The 16,759-nt window shown below is 67.6% G+C and carries 15 protein-coding genes; 5 read left to right on the forward strand and 10 right to left on the reverse strand.

Annotated features, from left to right (window positions below):
- Positions 1 to 4: 4 nt before the first annotated feature.
- The 4 genes from E9536_RS26970 to glpD form a co-directional block, all read right to left on the reverse strand.
- A complete protein-coding gene (locus tag E9536_RS26970) occupies positions 5 to 691 on the reverse strand; it encodes an HAD family hydrolase (RefSeq protein ID WP_059699936.1) in 687 nt (228 codons plus the stop codon).
- A 332-nt stretch (positions 692 to 1,023) separates the two neighbouring features.
- Entirely contained in the window at positions 1,024 to 1,740 is a 717-nt protein-coding gene (locus E9536_RS26975) for an MIP/aquaporin family protein (RefSeq protein ID WP_021160162.1), read from the reverse strand.
- An 82-nt stretch (positions 1,741 to 1,822) separates the two neighbouring features.
- A complete protein-coding gene (gene glpK, locus E9536_RS26980) occupies positions 1,823 to 3,325 on the reverse strand; it encodes a glycerol kinase GlpK (RefSeq protein WP_027789186.1) in 1,503 nt (500 codons plus the stop codon).
- 106 nt (positions 3,326 to 3,431) lie between these two features.
- Positions 3,432 to 4,955, reverse strand: coding sequence for a glycerol-3-phosphate dehydrogenase (gene glpD / locus E9536_RS26985; protein ID WP_124532914.1), 1,524 nt, complete (start codon positions 4,953 to 4,955; stop codon positions 3,432 to 3,434).
- 162 nt (positions 4,956 to 5,117) lie between these two features.
- Between glpD and E9536_RS26990 the strand changes: the two genes are divergently transcribed.
- Complete coding sequence (locus E9536_RS26990; protein WP_027789188.1) at positions 5,118 to 5,486, forward strand: hypothetical protein; 369 nt, start codon at positions 5,118 to 5,120, stop codon at positions 5,484 to 5,486.
- Between the two features lie 88 nt (positions 5,487 to 5,574).
- On the opposite strand, the gene E9536_RS26995 is transcribed toward E9536_RS26990, so the two are convergent.
- Positions 5,575 to 5,772 (reverse strand): hypothetical protein, encoded by a 198-nt coding sequence (locus E9536_RS26995; protein WP_021160166.1) that lies wholly within the window; start codon positions 5,770 to 5,772, stop codon positions 5,575 to 5,577.
- 303 nt (positions 5,773 to 6,075) lie between these two features.
- Positions 6,076 to 6,855 (reverse strand): DeoR/GlpR family DNA-binding transcription regulator, encoded by a 780-nt coding sequence (locus E9536_RS27005; RefSeq protein WP_027789189.1) that lies wholly within the window; start codon positions 6,853 to 6,855, stop codon positions 6,076 to 6,078.
- 221 nt (positions 6,856 to 7,076) lie between these two features.
- On the opposite strand from E9536_RS27005, the gene E9536_RS27010 reads away from it, so the two are divergent.
- From E9536_RS27010 to E9536_RS27020, 3 genes are all read left to right on the forward strand, one after another.
- Entirely contained in the window at positions 7,077 to 8,717 is a 1,641-nt protein-coding gene (locus tag E9536_RS27010) for a gamma-glutamyltransferase family protein (protein WP_027789190.1), read from the forward strand.
- 327 nt (positions 8,718 to 9,044) lie between these two features.
- Positions 9,045 to 9,872 (forward strand): ferritin-like domain-containing protein, encoded by an 828-nt coding sequence (locus E9536_RS27015; protein ID WP_027789191.1) that lies wholly within the window; start codon positions 9,045 to 9,047, stop codon positions 9,870 to 9,872.
- A 70-nt stretch (positions 9,873 to 9,942) separates the two neighbouring features.
- A complete protein-coding gene (locus tag E9536_RS27020; RefSeq protein WP_060083088.1) occupies positions 9,943 to 10,449 on the forward strand; it encodes a hypothetical protein in 507 nt (168 codons plus the stop codon).
- Here E9536_RS27020 and E9536_RS27025 read toward each other — a convergent pair.
- The 3 genes from E9536_RS27025 to E9536_RS27035 all read right to left on the reverse strand — a co-directional run bounded on the left by E9536_RS27025 (position 10,443) and on the right by E9536_RS27035 (position 14,105).
- Positions 10,443 to 11,888, reverse strand: coding sequence for a DEAD/DEAH box helicase (locus E9536_RS27025; protein WP_060083087.1), 1,446 nt, complete (start codon positions 11,886 to 11,888; stop codon positions 10,443 to 10,445). The genes E9536_RS27020 and E9536_RS27025 overlap by 7 nt on opposite strands.
- 134 nt (positions 11,889 to 12,022) lie before the next feature.
- Positions 12,023 to 13,321 carry a cytochrome c gene (locus E9536_RS27030; protein WP_021160171.1) on the reverse strand — a complete coding sequence of 433 codons (1,299 nt, stop codon included), beginning with the start codon at positions 13,319 to 13,321 and terminating at the stop codon, positions 12,023 to 12,025.
- Positions 13,322 to 13,340: 19 nt separating this feature from the next.
- On the reverse strand, positions 13,341 to 14,105 hold the full coding sequence (locus E9536_RS27035; RefSeq protein ID WP_027789194.1) for a c-type cytochrome: 765 nt from the start codon (positions 14,103 to 14,105) through the stop codon (positions 13,341 to 13,343).
- 373 nt (positions 14,106 to 14,478) lie between these two features.
- Here E9536_RS27035 and E9536_RS27040 point away from each other — a divergent pair, with 373 nt between their 5' ends.
- Positions 14,479 to 15,411, forward strand: coding sequence for a CopD family protein (locus E9536_RS27040; protein WP_136471238.1), 933 nt, complete (start codon positions 14,479 to 14,481; stop codon positions 15,409 to 15,411).
- A gap of 152 nt (positions 15,412 to 15,563) precedes the next feature.
- On the opposite strand, the gene dgoD is transcribed toward E9536_RS27040, so the two are convergent.
- Complete coding sequence (gene dgoD, locus E9536_RS27045) at positions 15,564 to 16,712, reverse strand: galactonate dehydratase (RefSeq protein WP_021160175.1); 1,149 nt, start codon at positions 16,710 to 16,712, stop codon at positions 15,564 to 15,566.
- Positions 16,713 to 16,759: the final 47 nt, after the last annotated feature.

The following is a 16,759-nucleotide window of genomic DNA, read 5'->3' on the forward strand; positions in this document are numbered from 1 at the left end:
ACCGTCAGGACTGTACGTCCCCGAATTCGCCGCGCATGCCGGCTTCGACGAACGCCGGCAGCTCGTCCATCCTGCGCATGATCCGCGTGATGCCCATCGCGCGCAGCGCGTCCGCGTAGTTGTCGGGGATGTGGCTCGCGCCGACGAACGCGATCGTCTTCATGCCCGCCGCACGCGCGGCATTCAGCCCGGACACGCTGTCTTCGACGACGATGCAGCGCGCCGGCGCGACGCCGAGCGTTTGCGCCGCATGCAGGTAGACGTCGGGGTAGGGCTTCGGCCGCGCCACCTGCTCGGAGCTGAACACGCGATCGCCGAAGATCTCGGTGAGCGATGCGCGCTTCAGCGAACTGCGCACGCGCGCGAGCCGGCTGTTCGACACGACGGCCGCCGGCAGGCTCACCTGCAGCAGCGCGTCGCGCACGCCGGTGATCGGCGCGAGCGATTGCGCCAGCGCGCTCTCGATGTTGTGCTCGATCGTTTCAATGAAGTTGGCGGGCATCTCGATCCCGAAGCGGGATTCGATCCCGGTCAGGAAGCGCGACGTCTGCTGGCCGAACGCCGACTTCGCGGCGGCTTCGAAATCGATGTTCGGGAACGTGGAGGACAGCGTTTCGAGCAGCACGCGGTCGGCGATGACTTCGCTGTCGACGAGCACGCCGTCGCAGTCGCAGATGAGGTGATCGAGCATGGTGGTGAAGAAGCGGAATGTCGGCGACGCAGATCAATTCGCCATCATACGTGCTTTCACGCGCGTGCCGCGTGACGCTTCGGCAAGTTTTCCCGATGCCGTGCGCGGATTCGGCCGCGCGGTGGTGTTCGTCGAGGAAATGCGCGTGGCGAGCATGCTGGTCGAACGCGGGATCGACGTGAACCCGGGGGGGCGCGGCGGATGCGGGCGTGAGGCGGAGGTCGCCGGTGTCGGCCGGGGGCGACCGCCAGCGCGAACGTGGCGGAGGCGGCGCGAAGAAAGGAGCATGAAGCGCGCGGCGGTAGCGGCCGCGCGCTTCGGTCAGGCCGCGATCAGGCCATCGCGTGCAGGTGCAGGTACAGGCCGGCCGCCGCGGCGCCGCCCAGCAGCGGGCCGACGACGGGCACCCATGCATAGCGCCAGTCGCTGTCGCGCTTGCCGGGGATCGGCAGCAGCGCGTGCATGATGCGCGGCGACAGGTCGCGCGCGGGGCTCATCGCATAGCCGGTCGGGCCGCCGAGCGAAATGCCGATGCCGAGCACGAGCAGGCCGACGGGCAGCGCGTCGAGCGCGCCGAGGCCGACCTGCGGCGACGCGAGGTACAGCACGCCGAGGATCAGCACGAACGTGCAGATCGCTTCGGTCAGCACGTTGTGCGTGACGCTGCGGATCGCGGGCGCCGTGCAGAACACCGCGAGTTTCAGGTCCGCATCGGCTTCCTTCGCGAAGTGCTGGCGATACGCGAGCCACACGAGCAGGGCGCCCGCCATCCCGCCGAGCATCTGCGCGAGGATGTAGCCGCCGACTTTCGACCACGCGAACTTGCCCGCGAGCGCGAGACTGATGGTGACGATCGGGTTCAGGTGCGCGCCGCTGAACGACGCGGTCACGTAGACGGCGACGAATACGGCCATCGCCCAGCCCATCACGATCACGATCAGGTCCGCGCCTTTGCCCTTGGTCTTTGCAAGCAGCACGTTTGCGACCGCGCCGTTGCCGAGCAGCACGAGGATCGCTGTGCCGATGAACTCTGCAATATAAGGTGACATGGTTGTCTCTCGTATGTCATCGCGGACTCGCGCGCGAGCGCGGTCCGCCGGTGTTGTTGTATTTCGTCCGGATGGCTGACGATTACTGGGTATCGTCGGCCCACGCCTTCGCGGCGCGTACCGCGCGCTGCCAGCCGGCCATGCAGCTTTCGACCTGCTCCTTCGGCATCGACGGCGAGAAGCGGCGATCGAGCTGCCACTGGCTGCGCACTTCGTCGAGGTTCTTCCAGTAGCCGATCGCGAGGCCCGCGAGGTAGGCCGCGCCGAGCGCGGTCGTCTCGGTGATCTGCGGACGCACCGCGTCGACGCCGAGCAGGTCGGCCTGGAACTGCATCAGCAGGTCGTTCGCGCTCGCGCCGCCGTCGACGCGCAGCTCGCCGATGCTGATGCCCGAATCGGCTTCCATCGCGGCCAGCACGTCGAGCGACTGGTACGCGATCGAATCGAGCGCCGCCCGTGCGAGGTGCGCGGAGGTCGTGCCGCGCGTGACGCCGAACACCGAGCCGCGTGCCCGTGCGTTCCAGTGCGGCGCGCCGAGGCCGGCGAACGCGGGCACAAGGTAGACGCCGTCGGTGTGCGGCACGCTCGCGGCGAGCGCCTCGATTTCGGCGGCCGACTTGATGATGCCGACGCCGTCGCGCAGCCACTGCACCACCGCGCCCGCGATGAAGATGCTGCCTTCCAGCGCGTACTGCACGTTGTCGCCGATCTGCCAGGCGATCGTCGTGACGAGGTTGTTCTTCGATTCGATCGGCTTGTCGCCGGTGTTCATCATCAGGAAGCAGCCGGTGCCGTAGGTGTTCTTCACCATGCCGGACTGCGTGCACATCTGGCCGAACAGCGCCGCCTGCTGGTCGCCCGCGATGCCCGCGAGCGGGATCTTCGACGCGAACACGGTGGTCTTCGTGTGACCGTAGATTTCCGACGATGCTTTCACGTCCGGCAGCATGCTGCGCGGGATGTCGAGCAGCTCGAGCAGTTCGCTGTCCCACTCGCGCGTGTGGATGTTGAACAGCATCGTGCGCGACGCGTTCGTCACGTCGGTCACGTGCAGTTCATGCTTCGTGAAGTTCCATACGAGCCAGCTGTCGACGGTACCGAATGCGAGCTTGCCCTGCCTGGCCTTCTCGCGTGCGCCCGGCACGTTGTCGAGGATCCAGCGGATCTTGGTCCCGGAGAAGTACGAGTCGATCGGCAGGCCGGTCTTCGCGCGCACCTTCGCCTCGAGGCCCTGTGCTTTCAGCGAATCGCAGAAGTCGGCCGTGCGGCGATCCTGCCAGACGATCGCGTTGTAGACGGGCTGGCCGGTCTCGCGATCCCAGACGATCGTGGTTTCGCGCTGGTTGGTGATGCCGATCGCGGCGATCGACGTGCCGTTCAGGCCCGTGCGCGTGACGGCTTCGGCGGCGACGCCGGCTTGCGTCGACCAGATTTCCTGCGGGTCGTGCTCGACCCAGCCGGGTTGCGGGTAGATCTGCTCGAATTCCTTCTGGGCGATCGATACGATATTGCCCTGGCGATCGAACAGCATCGCGCGGGAACTCGTGGTGCCCTGGTCAAGCGCGAGGATGTACTGATCCTGCATGTCTCTCATCTCCATCCGTGGATTTGGCTTAGTTGTGATGCGCGCCGCATGTGGGGCGGCGCGTCGGTGAGTCAACGTCGGTACGGCAACTGCTACTGCATTCGGGTCAGGCCTGCGGCGCGTGCGCGGCGGCGAACCACGCGTCGATCGCGGCCGTCACCGCGTCGAGCGTGCCCGGCGCGACGTGCAGGCCGAGCTTCGAGCGGCGCCACAGCACGTCCTGCGCGCAGGTCGCCCATTCGACGTCGCGCAGGTAGCGCAGCTCGGCGTCGTGGATGCCCGGGGCGATTTCGGTGCCGAGATCGGCGAGCGACTTCGCGCCGTCGATCACGCGCTCCGCGCGCGTGCCGTACGCACGCGCATAGCGGCGGGCGAGCGCGGCGGGCAGCCACGGGTGGCGTTTCGCGAACGCGGCGGCGAACACGTCGAACTTCGCGTTCGCGATGTCGCCGCCCGGCAGCGCGACGCCGGCCGTCCAGGTCTTCGCGTCGCGGCCGAGCGCGCGGCTCAGCATGTCGCCGGCTTCTTCCGCAAGCTTGCGGAACGTCGTGATCTTGCCGCCGAACACCGACAGCAGCGGCGCACCCGCGCCTTCGTCCATTTCGAGGCGGTAGTCGCGCGTGACGGCCGATGCGTTCGCGGCGTTCTCGTCTTCCAGCAGCGGGCGCACGCCCGAGTAGGTCCAGTGCACGTCGGCCGGCGAGATCTTGCGCTTGAAGTAGCGGTTGATCGAATCGCACAGGTACTGCGTCTCGTCGCGATCGATCGCGACCTTCGCGGGATCGCTCGTGTATTCGACGTCGGTCGTGCCGATCAGCGTGAAATCGTGTTCGTACGGAATCGCGAAGATGATCCGCTTGTCCGGGTTCTGGAAGATGTACGCGTGATCGTGATCGAACAGGCGGCGCGTGACGATGTGGCTGCCCTTCACGAGCCGCACGCTGTGATGTGCGCCGCGGCCGAGCGCGCCGTGCAGCAGTTCGCCGACCCACGGGCCGGCCGCGTTCGCGATCGCGCGCGCATGCACGACGCGGATCGAACCGTCGGCGTTCTGCAGCCGCGCTTCCCATTCGTCGCCGCGACGTTCGGCGGATACCAGCTTCGTGCGCGTCAGGATCTCGGCGCCGCGCTCCTTCGCGTCCAGCGCGTTCAGCACGACGAGGCGCGCGTCGTCGACCCAGCCGTCCGAATAGACGAAACCGCGCTTGATCGAATCGATCAGCGGCGCGCCGGCCGCATGGCGGCGCATGTCGATGCCGCGCGAGCCGGGCAGCAGTTCGCGTTTCGCGAGGTGATCGTAGAGGAACAGGCCGAGACGGATCAGCCAGGCCGGACGCAGGTTCGGCATGTGCGGCATCACGAAACGCAGCGGCCCCATGATGTGCGGCGCCGCGCGCAGCAGCGTCTCGCGCTCCTGCAGCGCCTTGCGCACGAGCCCGAACTCGTTGTACTCGAGGTAGCGCAGGCCGCCGTGAATCAGCTTCGTGCTGCACGACGACGTGTGCGACGCGAGATCGTCCTGCTCGCAGAGCAGGACCGACAGGCCGCGGCCGGCCGCATCGCGCGCGATGCCCGCGCCGTTGATGCCGCCGCCGACGACGAGCAGATCGTAGCGATTCGGTTGGGTCACCTGCTGTCCTTATCATCTGAGGGAAATGGTTGAACAGAAAATGTTCGAATTCGAAATTTAACGAACGAAATCGAAAAAGTAAAGTTCGATAAAGCGGGGCCAGTAGCGCGCCGTGCGATCCCGGACGATACTGGCGGAATCGACCGTTTCGCGAGGTGAATCATGCGTATTGGGATGTGGGCCGGCGTGTGCGCCGTCCTTCTGGCGGGGTGCAGTGCCGGTATGCCGCCGCTCGTCGGCAACTGGCGCACGCCGTCGTTCGTCGACCTGCAGACGTCGTGCGGCGGCGCGGCGCGCGACTGGGGCGCGGACGCGCAGCCGGTCTATTCGACGCTGTACGACGCATACGTGGCGAAACGGTATCGCGGGCTGACCGAAGCGAACTATTGTGCGTTCGTAAACGAACTTTCGACGCACTACGCGGCGCCCGACGCGGCGGCGCGTGCCGGCTGGATCGCGTATTTCAACGGCGCGCGCGCGCAGGCCATCAGCTGGCGGGCGGCGGTCGATCCGACGCTGCGCGGCGGCTGACGCAGCTGAGGACGACGAGGCGGGGAAGCAGGAACGGCCGCGCGGCCCGGAATCCGGGCCGCGCGGTCAGGTCGGCAACGGTGTGGTTTTACGAATAGCGGTATTTGATGGATCGCAGCGCGGCGTCGCCGGTTTCGGTCACGCAGTATTTGCGCCCCGATCCGAGCCCTTCCAGGCGGACGAGCTGCTGTTCGAGCAGTGCGTCGATTTCGTCCCGATCCATCGAGGTTTGATCGGGAGCGTCCTTCACAAGCAATAGCGTGGCGAATTCATGCGGACTCAGCATCGTTCTCTCCATGGCGACCAGTCAGCCCGCGCGGCCGGCGCACCTGCCGACGCGCGATACCCAGCGGGGTATGGTTTGGGGGGAAAAGCTGCATTCGCCGGCCATGCCATTCGTCCGCGCCCTGGCACAGGCGGAACGGTCGGACGGGCCGGGGAACTGGAGTCTAGTCGAGCATGCGGGCAACCACAAATCGTGCCCCGTTAATTTTCCGTTTGACAGCCGGGCCCCGCGCAAGCGGTTTGCTCGCAGCGCCAACTTCTTGATTTCACTTGAAGTTTCAGGTGCGGTGCAGCATCCCGGCCGTCACTCCGCGACGTACACCTGCGTGCCGGCGGTCGCCACCGCGTCGGCCATCTCCGGCGGCAGCGGCTTGTCGGTGAAGAGTGCGTGCACCTGGCTCAGGTGGCCCTGGCGCACCAGCGCCGGGCGGCCGACCTTCGAATGGTCGGCGACGAGGTAGACCGTGCGCGCATGCTGCATGATCGCCTCGGCCACACGCACCTCGCGCGTGTCGAAGTCGCGCAGCGTGCCGTCGGCCTCGATCGCCGACGTGCCGATGATCGCGTAGTCGACCTTGAACTGGCGGATGAAGTCGATCGCGAGCTCGCCGACGATCCCCTTGTCCCACGGCCGCACGATGCCGCCCGTGATCAGCACCTCGCAGTCGGGGTAGCCGCTCATCATCGACGCGACGTTCAGGTTGTTCGTGATCACGTGCAGCCCGTGGTGGCGGTTCAGCGCGCGTGCGACTTCCTCGGTGGTCGTGCCGAGGTTGATGAACAGCGACGCCTGGTCGGGAATGTGCGACGCCGCGAGCGCCGCGATGCGCCGCTTCTCGTCATGGAACATCCGCTGGCGCGCCGTGTACGACACGTTCTCCGAGCTGGTCGGCAGGCTCGCGCCGCCGTGATAGCGGCGCAGCAGGTTCAGGTCGGCGAGCCAGTTCACGTCGCGGCGGATCGTCTGCGGCGTCACCGCGAAGTGCGCGGCGAGATCGTCGACGGTCACGAAGCCGTCGCGCTGCACCCATTCGAGCAGTTCCTGCTGGCGCGCGTTGAGGGTGAGGCGGGGATCTCGGGTCATGGCTCGGTGGTCGTGTCGTGAGACGGAGCGGGTATTGTAAGGGCGGCAACGCCGTTAGGCCGGTATGGCCGGCAGGGTCGCCCGCAATTCATGCGGAAATTGCATTGATTCATGTGACAAATGAATTTGTGCGATTGCGCTGATCGCGCTGCAATGGCGGACTGCCCGCGCGCGAGGGTGCGCGCCCGGCGCTTCATTCAGCTTTCGACGAGGTGGAACCGATGACTGGCTTCAACTGGCACAACCCGTATCCGACGACACGCATTCCGGTGTTCGCGCGCAACGTCGTGTCGACGTCGCACCCGCTCGCCGCGCAGGCCGGGCTCCGGATGCTGTGGAAGGGCGGCAACGCGGTCGACGCGGCGCTGGCCGCCGCGGCTGCGATCACGGTCGTCGAGCCCGTGTCGTGCGGGCTCGGCGGCGACGCGTTCGCGCTCGTGTGGGACGGCGAGCGGCTGTCCGGGCTGAACGCGTCGGGCGTCGCGCCGGCTGCGTGGAACGTCGACTATTTCCGCCAGCGCCACGGCGAGGCGGCGAACGGCATCGCGAACAAGCCGACGCGCGGCTGGGACACCGTCACCGTACCGGGCGTGATCGCGGGCTGGGAAGCGCTGCATGCGAAGTTCGGTTCGCTGCCGTTCGCGGACCTGCTCGAGCCGGCGATCGAGATCGCGGAGCGCGGTTATGCGGTGCCTCCGATCGTCGCGCACAAGTGGGCGGCCGCCGTGCCCGAGCTGCAGGGGTTGCCGGGCTTCGCGGAGACCTTCATGCCGCGCGGCCGCGCGCCGCTCGTCGGCGAGCGCGTGTGCCTGCCCGGTCATGCGCAGACGCTGCGCACGCTCGCGAAGGAGGGGGCCCGCGCGTTCTACGAGGGCGCGCTCGCCGAGCGCATCGCCGCGTTCTCGCGCGAAGGCGGTGGCGCGCTGACCGCGGCCGACCTGCAAGCGTACCGGCCGGAATGGGTCGAGCCGATCGGCAAGCGCTTCGGCCGTCACACGATCCACGAGATCCCGCCGAACGGGCAGGGCATCGCCGCGCTGATCGCGCTCGGGATCGCCGAGCACGCGGGCGTGACGGAATGGCCGGTCGATTCGGTCGACTCGCAGCATCTGCAGATCGAGGCGATGAAGCTCGCGTTCGCGGATGTCTATCGCTACGTCGCCGATCCGCGCGCGATGGAGGTCACGCCCGAACAGATGCTCGACGACGCGTATCTCGCCGAACGCGCGAAGCTGATCGATCCCGCGCGCGCGACGCACTTCGGCGCCGGCCGGCCGCATTCGGGCGGCACGATCTACCTGTCGGCGGCCGACGAACGCGGGATGATGGTGAGCTTCATCCAGTCGAACTACATGGGCTTCGGTTCGGGGCTCGTCGTGCCCGGCACCGGCATCGCGCTGCAGAATCGCGGGCACGGCTTCTCGATGGACCCGGCGTCGCCGAACGTCGTCGCGGGCGGCAAGCGGCCGTTCCACACGATCATCCCGGCGTTCGTCACCGAGGAGGCCGACGGCCGCACGCAAGCCGTGATGAGCTTCGGCGTGATGGGCGGCGACATGCAGCCGCAGGGGCACCTGCAGACCGTCGTGCGGATGCTCGGCTACGGGCAGCAACCGCAGGCCGCCTGCGATGCGCCGCGCTGGAAGGTCAACCGCGACTTCACGCTCGACGTCGAGGCCACGATGAATCGCGCGACCGTCGATGCGCTGGCCGCGCGCGGCCATACGATCAAGTCGATCGACGATCCTTACATGGATTTCGGTTCCGGGCAGTTCATCTGGCGTCTCGACCGAGACGATCGCGAGCGCGGCTACGTGGCCGCGAGCGACAGCCGGCGCGACGGCCTGGCGGCAGGTTTCTGACGGATTGCGGCCGGCTTTCACCGGCATTTCCAGCGCTTCACGGGCGGCCGGACGGCCGCCCGTTTCGTTTGTCGCGGCCCGTATCGTCGAGCGGGCGCAAGCGGTTTGAAGGACTCGTCTAACGAACGGCAACAGACGTCGTGGAACTGCGCGTGTCAGGTATGGTCAGTGCTCTGGAGCACGAACGTCAAAGTCCGGCTAAGATGCCAGCATGGTTCGGCCGGACCAATCCACTATAAACGCAAGTAAAACGCCGCCTGCGGGTCGGTCGGCGCCTGTGCCGAAGGCATGGGCCGGCGCCCGTGCGACGACTGGGAGCGCACCACCATGGACACCAAAACGACGCATGTGATGCCGTGGCGCATCGAGGACATCGACCTGAACCGGATCGATCGTCAGCGTGCCGCCGCGAACGAGGATCTGTTGCTGCTGCTGTGCGCGTCGTCGTTCATCGAAAGCGGTTCGGATCTCTACACGAGCAATCTGAGCCAGTTCTTCAACGACGATCCGGAAGTCTCCGCATGGCTCAACAATGCATGGGAGCACGAAGAATTGCAGCACGGGCGCGCGCTGAAGGCGTACATCGCGCACGTGTGGCCCGAGTTCGACTGGGATACCGCGTTCGCGAATTTCTTCGCCGAGTATTCGTTGACCTGCAAGGTCGAGGCATTCGAGAAGACCCGCGCGCTCGAGATGGTCGCGCGCTGCGTCGTCGAGACGGGCACGGCCACGCTCTATCGCGCGATCAACGAATGCTCGGACGAGCCCGTGCTGAAGGAAATCACCGACAACATCCGCACGGACGAAGTGCGTCACTACAAGCACTTCTTCAAGTTCTTCAAGAAGTACAACCAGCTCGAAGGCAACGGCCGGCTCGCGGTGCTCGGCGCGCTCGCGCGCCGCGTGATGGAAATCAAGAACGAGGATTCCGAGATCGCGCTGCGCCATGTGTTCGCGGTCCGCTATCCGGATCGCGTCGGCGACAGCCAGTACAACCGCGAGCGCGCCGCGCGCATCAGCAAGCTGGTGCGGCGCAACCTGTCGGCCGACATGTGCGTGAAGATGCTGCTCAAGCCGCTCGACCTGCCCGCGAAGATCCAGCCGGGCGTCCACTATCCGCTCACGAAGATCACGCGGCACGTGTTCCTGCGCTGATCGCCGCGGCGCGGCCCGTCGCGCGTATGCTGCGGCTTGTACATCCGCTTTCCACCGGGGCCACGCCATCATGACCGATACCCATCGCCACGCGCTCGAACAATGGACGTTCGATGCGTGGCCGCCGGCCGTCGTCTCGCTGTTCGACGGCACGGCGCTCGAGCGTCATGCCGACTTCGCCGCATCGCTGATCGTCGCGACCGACGACGGCCAGTTGCGCACGACGCTGCTCGGCGTCGGCGAGATCTATGCACACGATGCGCGCACGCTGCTGCTTGCGCTCTGGCCGCAATCGCGTGCGGCGCGCGCGATCGCGCAACGGCGCACGGCGGCGCTGACGCTCGTCGCAGACGGCGCGTTCTTTCAGGCGCAATTGACGATGGAGCCGCTCGAAGGGGACTTCGGCGGGCTGGCCGGATTCGCTGCGACGATCGCGCATGGCGATGCGCAGCGGGTCGGCTATGCGCGTCTCGCGACAGGCGTCACGTTCACGCTGGAAGGGGAGCGCGCCGCGGTGCTCGAGCGCTGGCAACGCCAGGTCGAGCACCTGCGGCGCGCGGCCGCGCGGCTTCAGTGACCGCGCTGGCCGCTGCGCGACGAACGGTTGCGGTTCGGGTGCGCGGCGTTGCCGTTCGCGGGGCGTGCGCCATTGCCGCCGCCCGCCGGGCGTCCGCCGCTGCCGCCGGCGCCGCCTTGCGTGCGCGGCTTCGCGGCCTTCTGCTGCGATGCTTTCGGCTGTGCGTTGCCGTCGCGTTTCGCGGCCGCCGGCTGGCCTGAGCCGCCCGCACGCGGCTGGCGATTGCCGCCACCGCCGCCACCGCCGCGCGGCTGCTGTTGCCCGCGGCGCTGCTGGATCGGCTCCGGCTTCGCGTTCGGATCGGGTTCGAAGCCCGCGATCACTTCCTGCGGAATCTCGCGCTTGATCAGCCGCTCGATGTCGCGCAGCAGCTGCTTCTCGTCGACGCACACGAGCGACACGGCTTCGCCGGTCGCGCCCGCGCGGCCCGTGCGGCCGATCCGGTGCACGTAGTCTTCCGGCACGTTCGGCAGGTCGAAGTTGACGACGTGCGGCAACTGGTCGATGTCGATCCCGCGCGCGGCGATATCGGTCGCGACGAGCACCTGCAGCGTGCTGTTCTTGAACTCCGCCAGCGCGCGCGTGCGGGCCGACTGGCTCTTGTTGCCGTGGATCGCCATCGCGCTGATGCCGTCCTTCGTCAGCTGCTCGGCAAGCCGGTTCGCGCCGTGCTTCGTGCGCGTGAACACGAGCACCTGGAACCAGTTGTGTTCGCGGATCAGGTGCGTGAGCAGTTCGCGCTTGCGGTCGCGGTCGACCGGGTGGATCTTCTGCGCGACGCTCTCGGCGGTCGTGTTGCGGCGTGCGACCTCGATCAGCGCGGGCGAATCGAGCAGGCTGTCGGCGAGCGCCTTGATCTCGTCGGAGAACGTGGCCGAGAACAGCAGGTTCTGGCGCTGCGGCGGCAGCTTCGCGAGCACGCGCTTGATGTCGTGGATGAAGCCCATGTCGAGCATCCGGTCGGCTTCGTCGAGCACGAGGATGTCGAGGTCCGACAGGTCGATCGTCTTCTGCTGCATGTGATCGAGCAGGCGGCCCGGCGTCGCGACGACGATGTCGACACCGCGCTTGAGCGCGTCGATCTGCGGATTGATGCTGACGCCGCCGAACATCACGGTCGAGCGCAGCTTCAGGTACTTGCTGTAGGCACGGACGCTTTCCTCGACCTGGGCGGCGAGTTCGCGCGTCGGCGTGAGGATCAGCGCGCGCACCGCGCGCTTCGCGCCGCGATGCTCGGCGTAGAACGTGTGCAGGCGCTGCAGGATCGGCAGCGTGAAGCCTGCCGTCTTGCCGGTGCCCGTCTGCGCACCGGCGAGCAGGTCGCCGCCGCCGAGGACGGCAGGGATCGCCTGCTGCTGGATGGGAGTCGGCGACGTATAGCCGAGCTCGTTGACCGCCTTGACGAGCGGTTCGGCCAGGCCGAGAGATTCGAAAGACATAGATACCACTCTTCAGTTTTATGATCGGCGACGTCTCGCGCGGCCCGCGCGGGAGGTGACATCGCAAATTGCAAAATGCAAAAGGGCGCGGCCGCGGTTTCCCGCAGCCGCGCCCCGTGTTTGTCAGCCGCTTCTTAGTCGAGCGGCGCGGAACGCAGGTCGCTCACCTGTTGCGGTGAGATCGGCGTACCGTTGTTGCCCCACGACATCCGGATATACGTGACGACCGCCGCAACCTCCTGGTTCGACAGCGACTGTGCGAACGGCGGCATCCCGTACGGACGCGGATTCTTGAACGTGCTCGGCGGATAGCCACCGTTGAGCACCATGCGGATCGGGTTGACCGCCGATTCCATCACGATCGAGTGGTTGCCCGCGAGCGGCGGATAGGCCGGCGGCTTGCCCGCGCCGGTTTCGGCGTGGCAGGTCGCGCAGTTGTCCGCGTAGATCTTCTTGCCCTGGTCGAACAGCGCGTTGCCGAACTGCTTCGACGGCTCGTACTGCATGTTCTTCGGCGCTTCAGCCTTCTGCGGGATCGACTTCAGGTACGTCGACATCGCGCGCGTATCTTCGTCGCTCATGTACTGCAGGCTGTTGTGCACGACGTCGGCCATCGGGCCGAACACCGCGCCCTTGTTCGACACGCCGGCTTGCAGCAGGTCGGACAGCTCCTGCACGTGCCAGTCGCCGAGGCCGAGTTCCTTGTCGTTCGTCAGCGACGGCGCATACCAGTTCTGCAGCGGGATCAGGCCGCCCGCGAAGGCCGCCGAGCTCACCGGGCCGCCCATCATGTTGATCGACGTGTGGCACATCGAGCAGTGGCCGAGGCCCTCGACGAGGTACGCACCGCGGTTCCATTCGACCGACTTGGTCGGATCCGGCTTGTACTCGCCTTCCTTGAAGAACAGCGTGCGCCAGCCGATCAGCAGGTTGCGGTTGTTGAACGGGAACTTCAGTTCGTGCGGACGGCTCGGCACCGACACCGGCGCGACCGAGCGCAGGTACGCGTAGATCGCGTCGGAATCCGCGCGCGTGACCTTCGTGTAGCTCGCGAACGGGAAGCCCGGGTAGAGCAGGCTGCCGTCCTTCGAACGGCCGGTGTGCATCGCGCGGTAGAAGTCGTCCGACGTCCACTTGCCGATACCGTCCTTGTCGTCCGGCGTGATGTTCGGCGTGTACATCGTGCCGAACGGCGTCGCCATCGGCAGGCCGCCCGCGAACGACTTGCCGCCGCGCACGGTGTGGCACGCGATACAGTCGCCGACGCGCGCGAGGTACTCGCCCTTCTTGATCAGCGCGGCCTGGTCGGCCGGCGTGGCCGCGACGGCGGCAGCGCCGTGCAGCGTGTCGTTGCCCGGCCACAGGACCGGCACGAGGGCGGCGGCCGCGACGATCGCGACAGCCGAGAGTGCAAACAGGGACTTGCGTTTCATTGTGTCTGTCTCCCTTGCCTTATTGCGGTTCGCTGCCGCAGGCGAGCGGAGTCTTCATCGAACGCGCCGGAGCCGGCACGGGGTTGGCGGGCGCCGGTTGCGCGGCGAGCCATGCGGTCACGGCCGTCACGTCTTCGTCGGAAAGCTTCGAAGCGACTTCATGCATGCAATCGGGCGCCTTCGCGTGGCGGTTGCCCGAGCGCCATGCACCGATCTGCGCGCTCAGGTAGTCGGCGTGCAGGCCGACCAGGCCAGGGATCGCCGGCTGCATGCCGGTGAGCGTCGCGCCGTGGCAGGCCACGCAGGCCGGCAGCTTGCGGGACGGGTCGCCTTGCGTGACGAGCTGCTTGCCGCGCGCGAGCGTCGCGGCCGGCAGCGTCGGCTTCGCCGGCGTCGGGTACGGCGGGCGTTCGGCCGAGAAGTGCTCGGCCATCTCGCGCAGGTAGTCGTCGTTCAGGTACGTCAGCAGGTAGTTCATCGGCGGGTACTTGCGCCGGCCGTCACGGAAGTTGACGAGCTGGTTGTACAGGTACTCGGCCGGCTTGCCGGCAAGACGCGGGAAGTAGTCGTTGTCCGTACCCTGGCCATGGACGCCATGGCAGGCCGTACAGCCGCGCACGCGCTCGGCCATGGTATCGGGTGCCTTGAGCGGCGCCTGCTGGGCGTGCGCTTGCTCCGTGGGCTTGGTCTGCGCTTGGGCAGCGCTCATAAGGCCCGCGCCGCCGAACATCAGAACGGCGAGCAGCGGACGGAAGAGGCGTCTTGAAGACACACGAGACTCCATGTTTATTCGACGGGGACCTGTCCGGGCTACGATCGGCTCGGCGCATGACGGCAAGGCAGCCGGGCTGCTGCGACGCGGCATTCTATCATCGATGGGTAATGACGGCTATTTGGCAAAAGGACATCGGTTCCTGTCCGTTTGCGACTTGCGACAATTTGACGCGCATTGCGCCGCACCTGTGTGAACCGGCGTGCGTTTTCACCATCGAAGACCGTACACTCGCGGGTCGCGCGGCGCCGCCTCCGCCGCAGGTCCAGTCATTTCTCCCGTTTCCGGATTCATCGATGACGTTTTCTACCGTGCCGTTGCCTTCCTCACGCTGTCCGTCCCGTTGCCGCTTCGTCGGCCTGCCGCTTTCGGGAGGGTGTGCGCGATGAAGTTCGACAGCTTGTGGATCGGTCAGGTCGCGCTCGCGGCGCTGATGGACGCCGCGTTCGCGATGGCGGTCGGCTCGGCGCTGCTCAAGGCATGGCTCGGCAAGGACGGTGCACGTCCGGTCGTCGCGCCGTCGCACCCCGCATGGCTGCGCGCGCAACATTCGCTGGCCGCGGCGGCGCTGGCGCTGGTGCTCGCGGATCTCGGCTGGCTCGTCTACGAGGCCGCGGCGATGAGCGGCGCGGGGCTCGGCGGCGCGTTCGGCGCGATTCCCGTGATGCTGACGCAGACCCATACGGGCTTCGCATGGAGCGTCGCGTTCGCCGGCGCCGTGGTGCTCGCGATCGTCGCGCTGGCGAAGCCGGAAGGTCCGGCCGCGCACGCGGTGCTGTGGCTCGCGGTGATCGTGGTCGCGGCCGGCAAGGCCTCGCTCGGCCATGCGGCCGATACGGGCGCGCTGTCCGCGGCGGTCGGCGTGCAGACGCTGCACCTGCTCGCGACCGCCGTGTGGGGCGGCCTCGTGCTCGCGGGCGGGCTCGCGGTGCTGCCGGCGCTCGGGTCGTCGGTCGCGCGCGGCGCGCTGATCCGCATCGGCCAGCACTTGTCGCGTACGTCGATCGTCGCGGTCGTGTTCGTGCTCGGCACCGGCGCGCTCAATGCGATCCGCGGGCTCGGCGGGTCGCTCGCGCCGCTCGACGGCAGCACGTGGGGGCGCGTGTTGCTGCTGAAGCTGCTGCTCGTCGCGCTCGCGCTCGTGCTCGGCGGCCTGAACCGTTTCTCGGCGCTGCCGCGCCTGCGCCGCACCGCGTCGACCGAGGATGCGCACACGTTCCGCAACATCCTGCATCTCGAGGCGCTGACGATGATCGGCGTGTTCGTCGCGGCCGCGGTGCTGTCGTTCAGCGTGCCGGGGTTCGCGGCGCTCGGCTGACGGCCGGTTGCGCGCGGCGCGACGCAAGGCCGCCGACGCGCATCCGCCACGTGCCGGGTGCCGCGCCGGGCATGCAAAAACGGCTGCCTGTCGGGCAGCCGTTCTCGTATCGATACTTGCCGCGACTCAGCGCGACTCGCCGCGCATCGCGCTCACCACTCGGCGACGCTGCCGTCCGCGTGTCGCCATACCGGGTTGCGCCAGCGGTGGCCCGTCTTCGCCATCTCGCGCACCTTCTCCTCGTTCACGTCGATGCCGAGCCCCGGGCCCTGCGGGATCGCGACGAAGCCGTCCTCGTAGCGGAACACCTCGGGATTGCGCAGGTAGTCGAGCAGGTCGTTGCCCTGGTTGTAGTGGATGCCGAGGCTCTGCTCCTGGATGAACGCGTTGTAGCTGACCGCGTCGAGCTGCAGGCACGCGGCGAGCGCGATCGGGCCGAGCGGGCAGTGCAGCGCGAGCGCGACGTCGTAGCTCTCCGCGAGCGTCGCGATCTTGCGGCACTCGGTGATGCCGCCCGCATGCGACGCGTCGGGCTGGATGATGTCGACGTAGCCGCCCGCGAGGATGTGCTTGAAGTCCCAGCGCGAGTAGAGCCGCTCGCCGAGCGCGATCGGCGTGTTGGTCTGGTTGACGATGTCGCGCAGCGCCTCGGCGTTCTCCGACAGCACCGGCTCCTCGATGAACATCAGCTTGTACGGGTCGAGCTCCTTCGCGAGCACCTTGGCCATCGGCTTGTGCACGCGGCCATGGAAGTCGACGCCGATTCCGACGTGCGGGCCGACCGCGTCGCGCACGGCCGCGACGTTCGCAATCACCTGCTCGACCTTGTCGTAGGTGTCGACGATCTGCAGCTCCTCGGAGCCGTTCATCTTCACGGCCTTGAAGCCGCGCTCGACCACCGCGCGCGCATTGTTCGCGACGTCGCTCGGCCGGTCGCCGCCGATCCACGAATACACCTTGATGCGATCGCGCACCTGGCCGCCGAGCAGCGCATGCACCGGCACGCCGTGATGCTTGCCCTTGATGTCCCACAGCGCCTGGTCGACGCCCGCGATCGCGCTCATCATGATCGGGCCGCCGCGGTAGAAGCCCGCGCGGTACATCACCTGCCAGTGATCCTCGATCAGCAGCGGGTCGCGGCCGACGAGGTAGTCGGCCAGCTCCTGCACGGCGGCCTCGACCGTGTGCGCGCGGCCTTCGACGACAGGTTCGCCCCAGCCGACGATGCCCTCGTCGGTTTCGATCTTGAGGAACAGCCAGCGCGGCGGGACGACGAAGGTTTCGAGGCGGGTGATTTTCACGATGCGTGTCTCCAGGATTGACCGGCGCGGGCAGTCGGGCGCCGCGC

It is taken from the genome of Burkholderia sp. LS-044 (assembly GCF_004803625.1).
Classification (GTDB): domain Bacteria; phylum Pseudomonadota; class Gammaproteobacteria; order Burkholderiales; family Burkholderiaceae; genus Burkholderia; species Burkholderia cepacia.

Coding starts and splice junctions, on each gene's coding strand:
- E9536_RS27035 (WP_027789194.1), bottom strand. CDS start 14,105: ATGGAGTCTCGTGTGTCTTCAAGACGCCTCTTCCGTCCGCTGCTCGCC.
- E9536_RS26970 (WP_059699936.1), bottom strand. CDS start 691: ATGCTCGATCACCTCATCTGCGACTGCGACGGCGTGCTCGTCGACAGC.
- E9536_RS27005 (WP_027789189.1), bottom strand. CDS start 6,855: ATGACCCGAGATCCCCGCCTCACCCTCAACGCGCGCCAGCAGGAACTG.
- E9536_RS27010 (WP_027789190.1), top strand. CDS start 7,077: ATGACTGGCTTCAACTGGCACAACCCGTATCCGACGACACGCATTCCG.
- E9536_RS27040 (WP_136471238.1), top strand. CDS start 14,479: ATGAAGTTCGACAGCTTGTGGATCGGTCAGGTCGCGCTCGCGGCGCTG.
- E9536_RS26990 (WP_027789188.1), top strand. CDS start 5,118: ATGCGTATTGGGATGTGGGCCGGCGTGTGCGCCGTCCTTCTGGCGGGG.
- E9536_RS27025 (WP_060083087.1), bottom strand. CDS start 11,888: ATGTCTTTCGAATCTCTCGGCCTGGCCGAACCGCTCGTCAAGGCGGTC.
- E9536_RS27015 (WP_027789191.1), top strand. CDS start 9,045: ATGGACACCAAAACGACGCATGTGATGCCGTGGCGCATCGAGGACATC.
- E9536_RS27020 (WP_060083088.1), top strand. CDS start 9,943: ATGACCGATACCCATCGCCACGCGCTCGAACAATGGACGTTCGATGCG.
- E9536_RS27030 (WP_021160171.1), bottom strand. CDS start 13,321: ATGAAACGCAAGTCCCTGTTTGCACTCTCGGCTGTCGCGATCGTCGCG.
- glpK (WP_027789186.1), bottom strand. CDS start 3,325: ATGCAGGATCAGTACATCCTCGCGCTTGACCAGGGCACCACGAGTTCC.
- E9536_RS26975 (WP_021160162.1), bottom strand. CDS start 1,740: ATGTCACCTTATATTGCAGAGTTCATCGGCACAGCGATCCTCGTGCTG.
- E9536_RS26995 (WP_021160166.1), bottom strand. CDS start 5,772: ATGCTGAGTCCGCATGAATTCGCCACGCTATTGCTTGTGAAGGACGCT.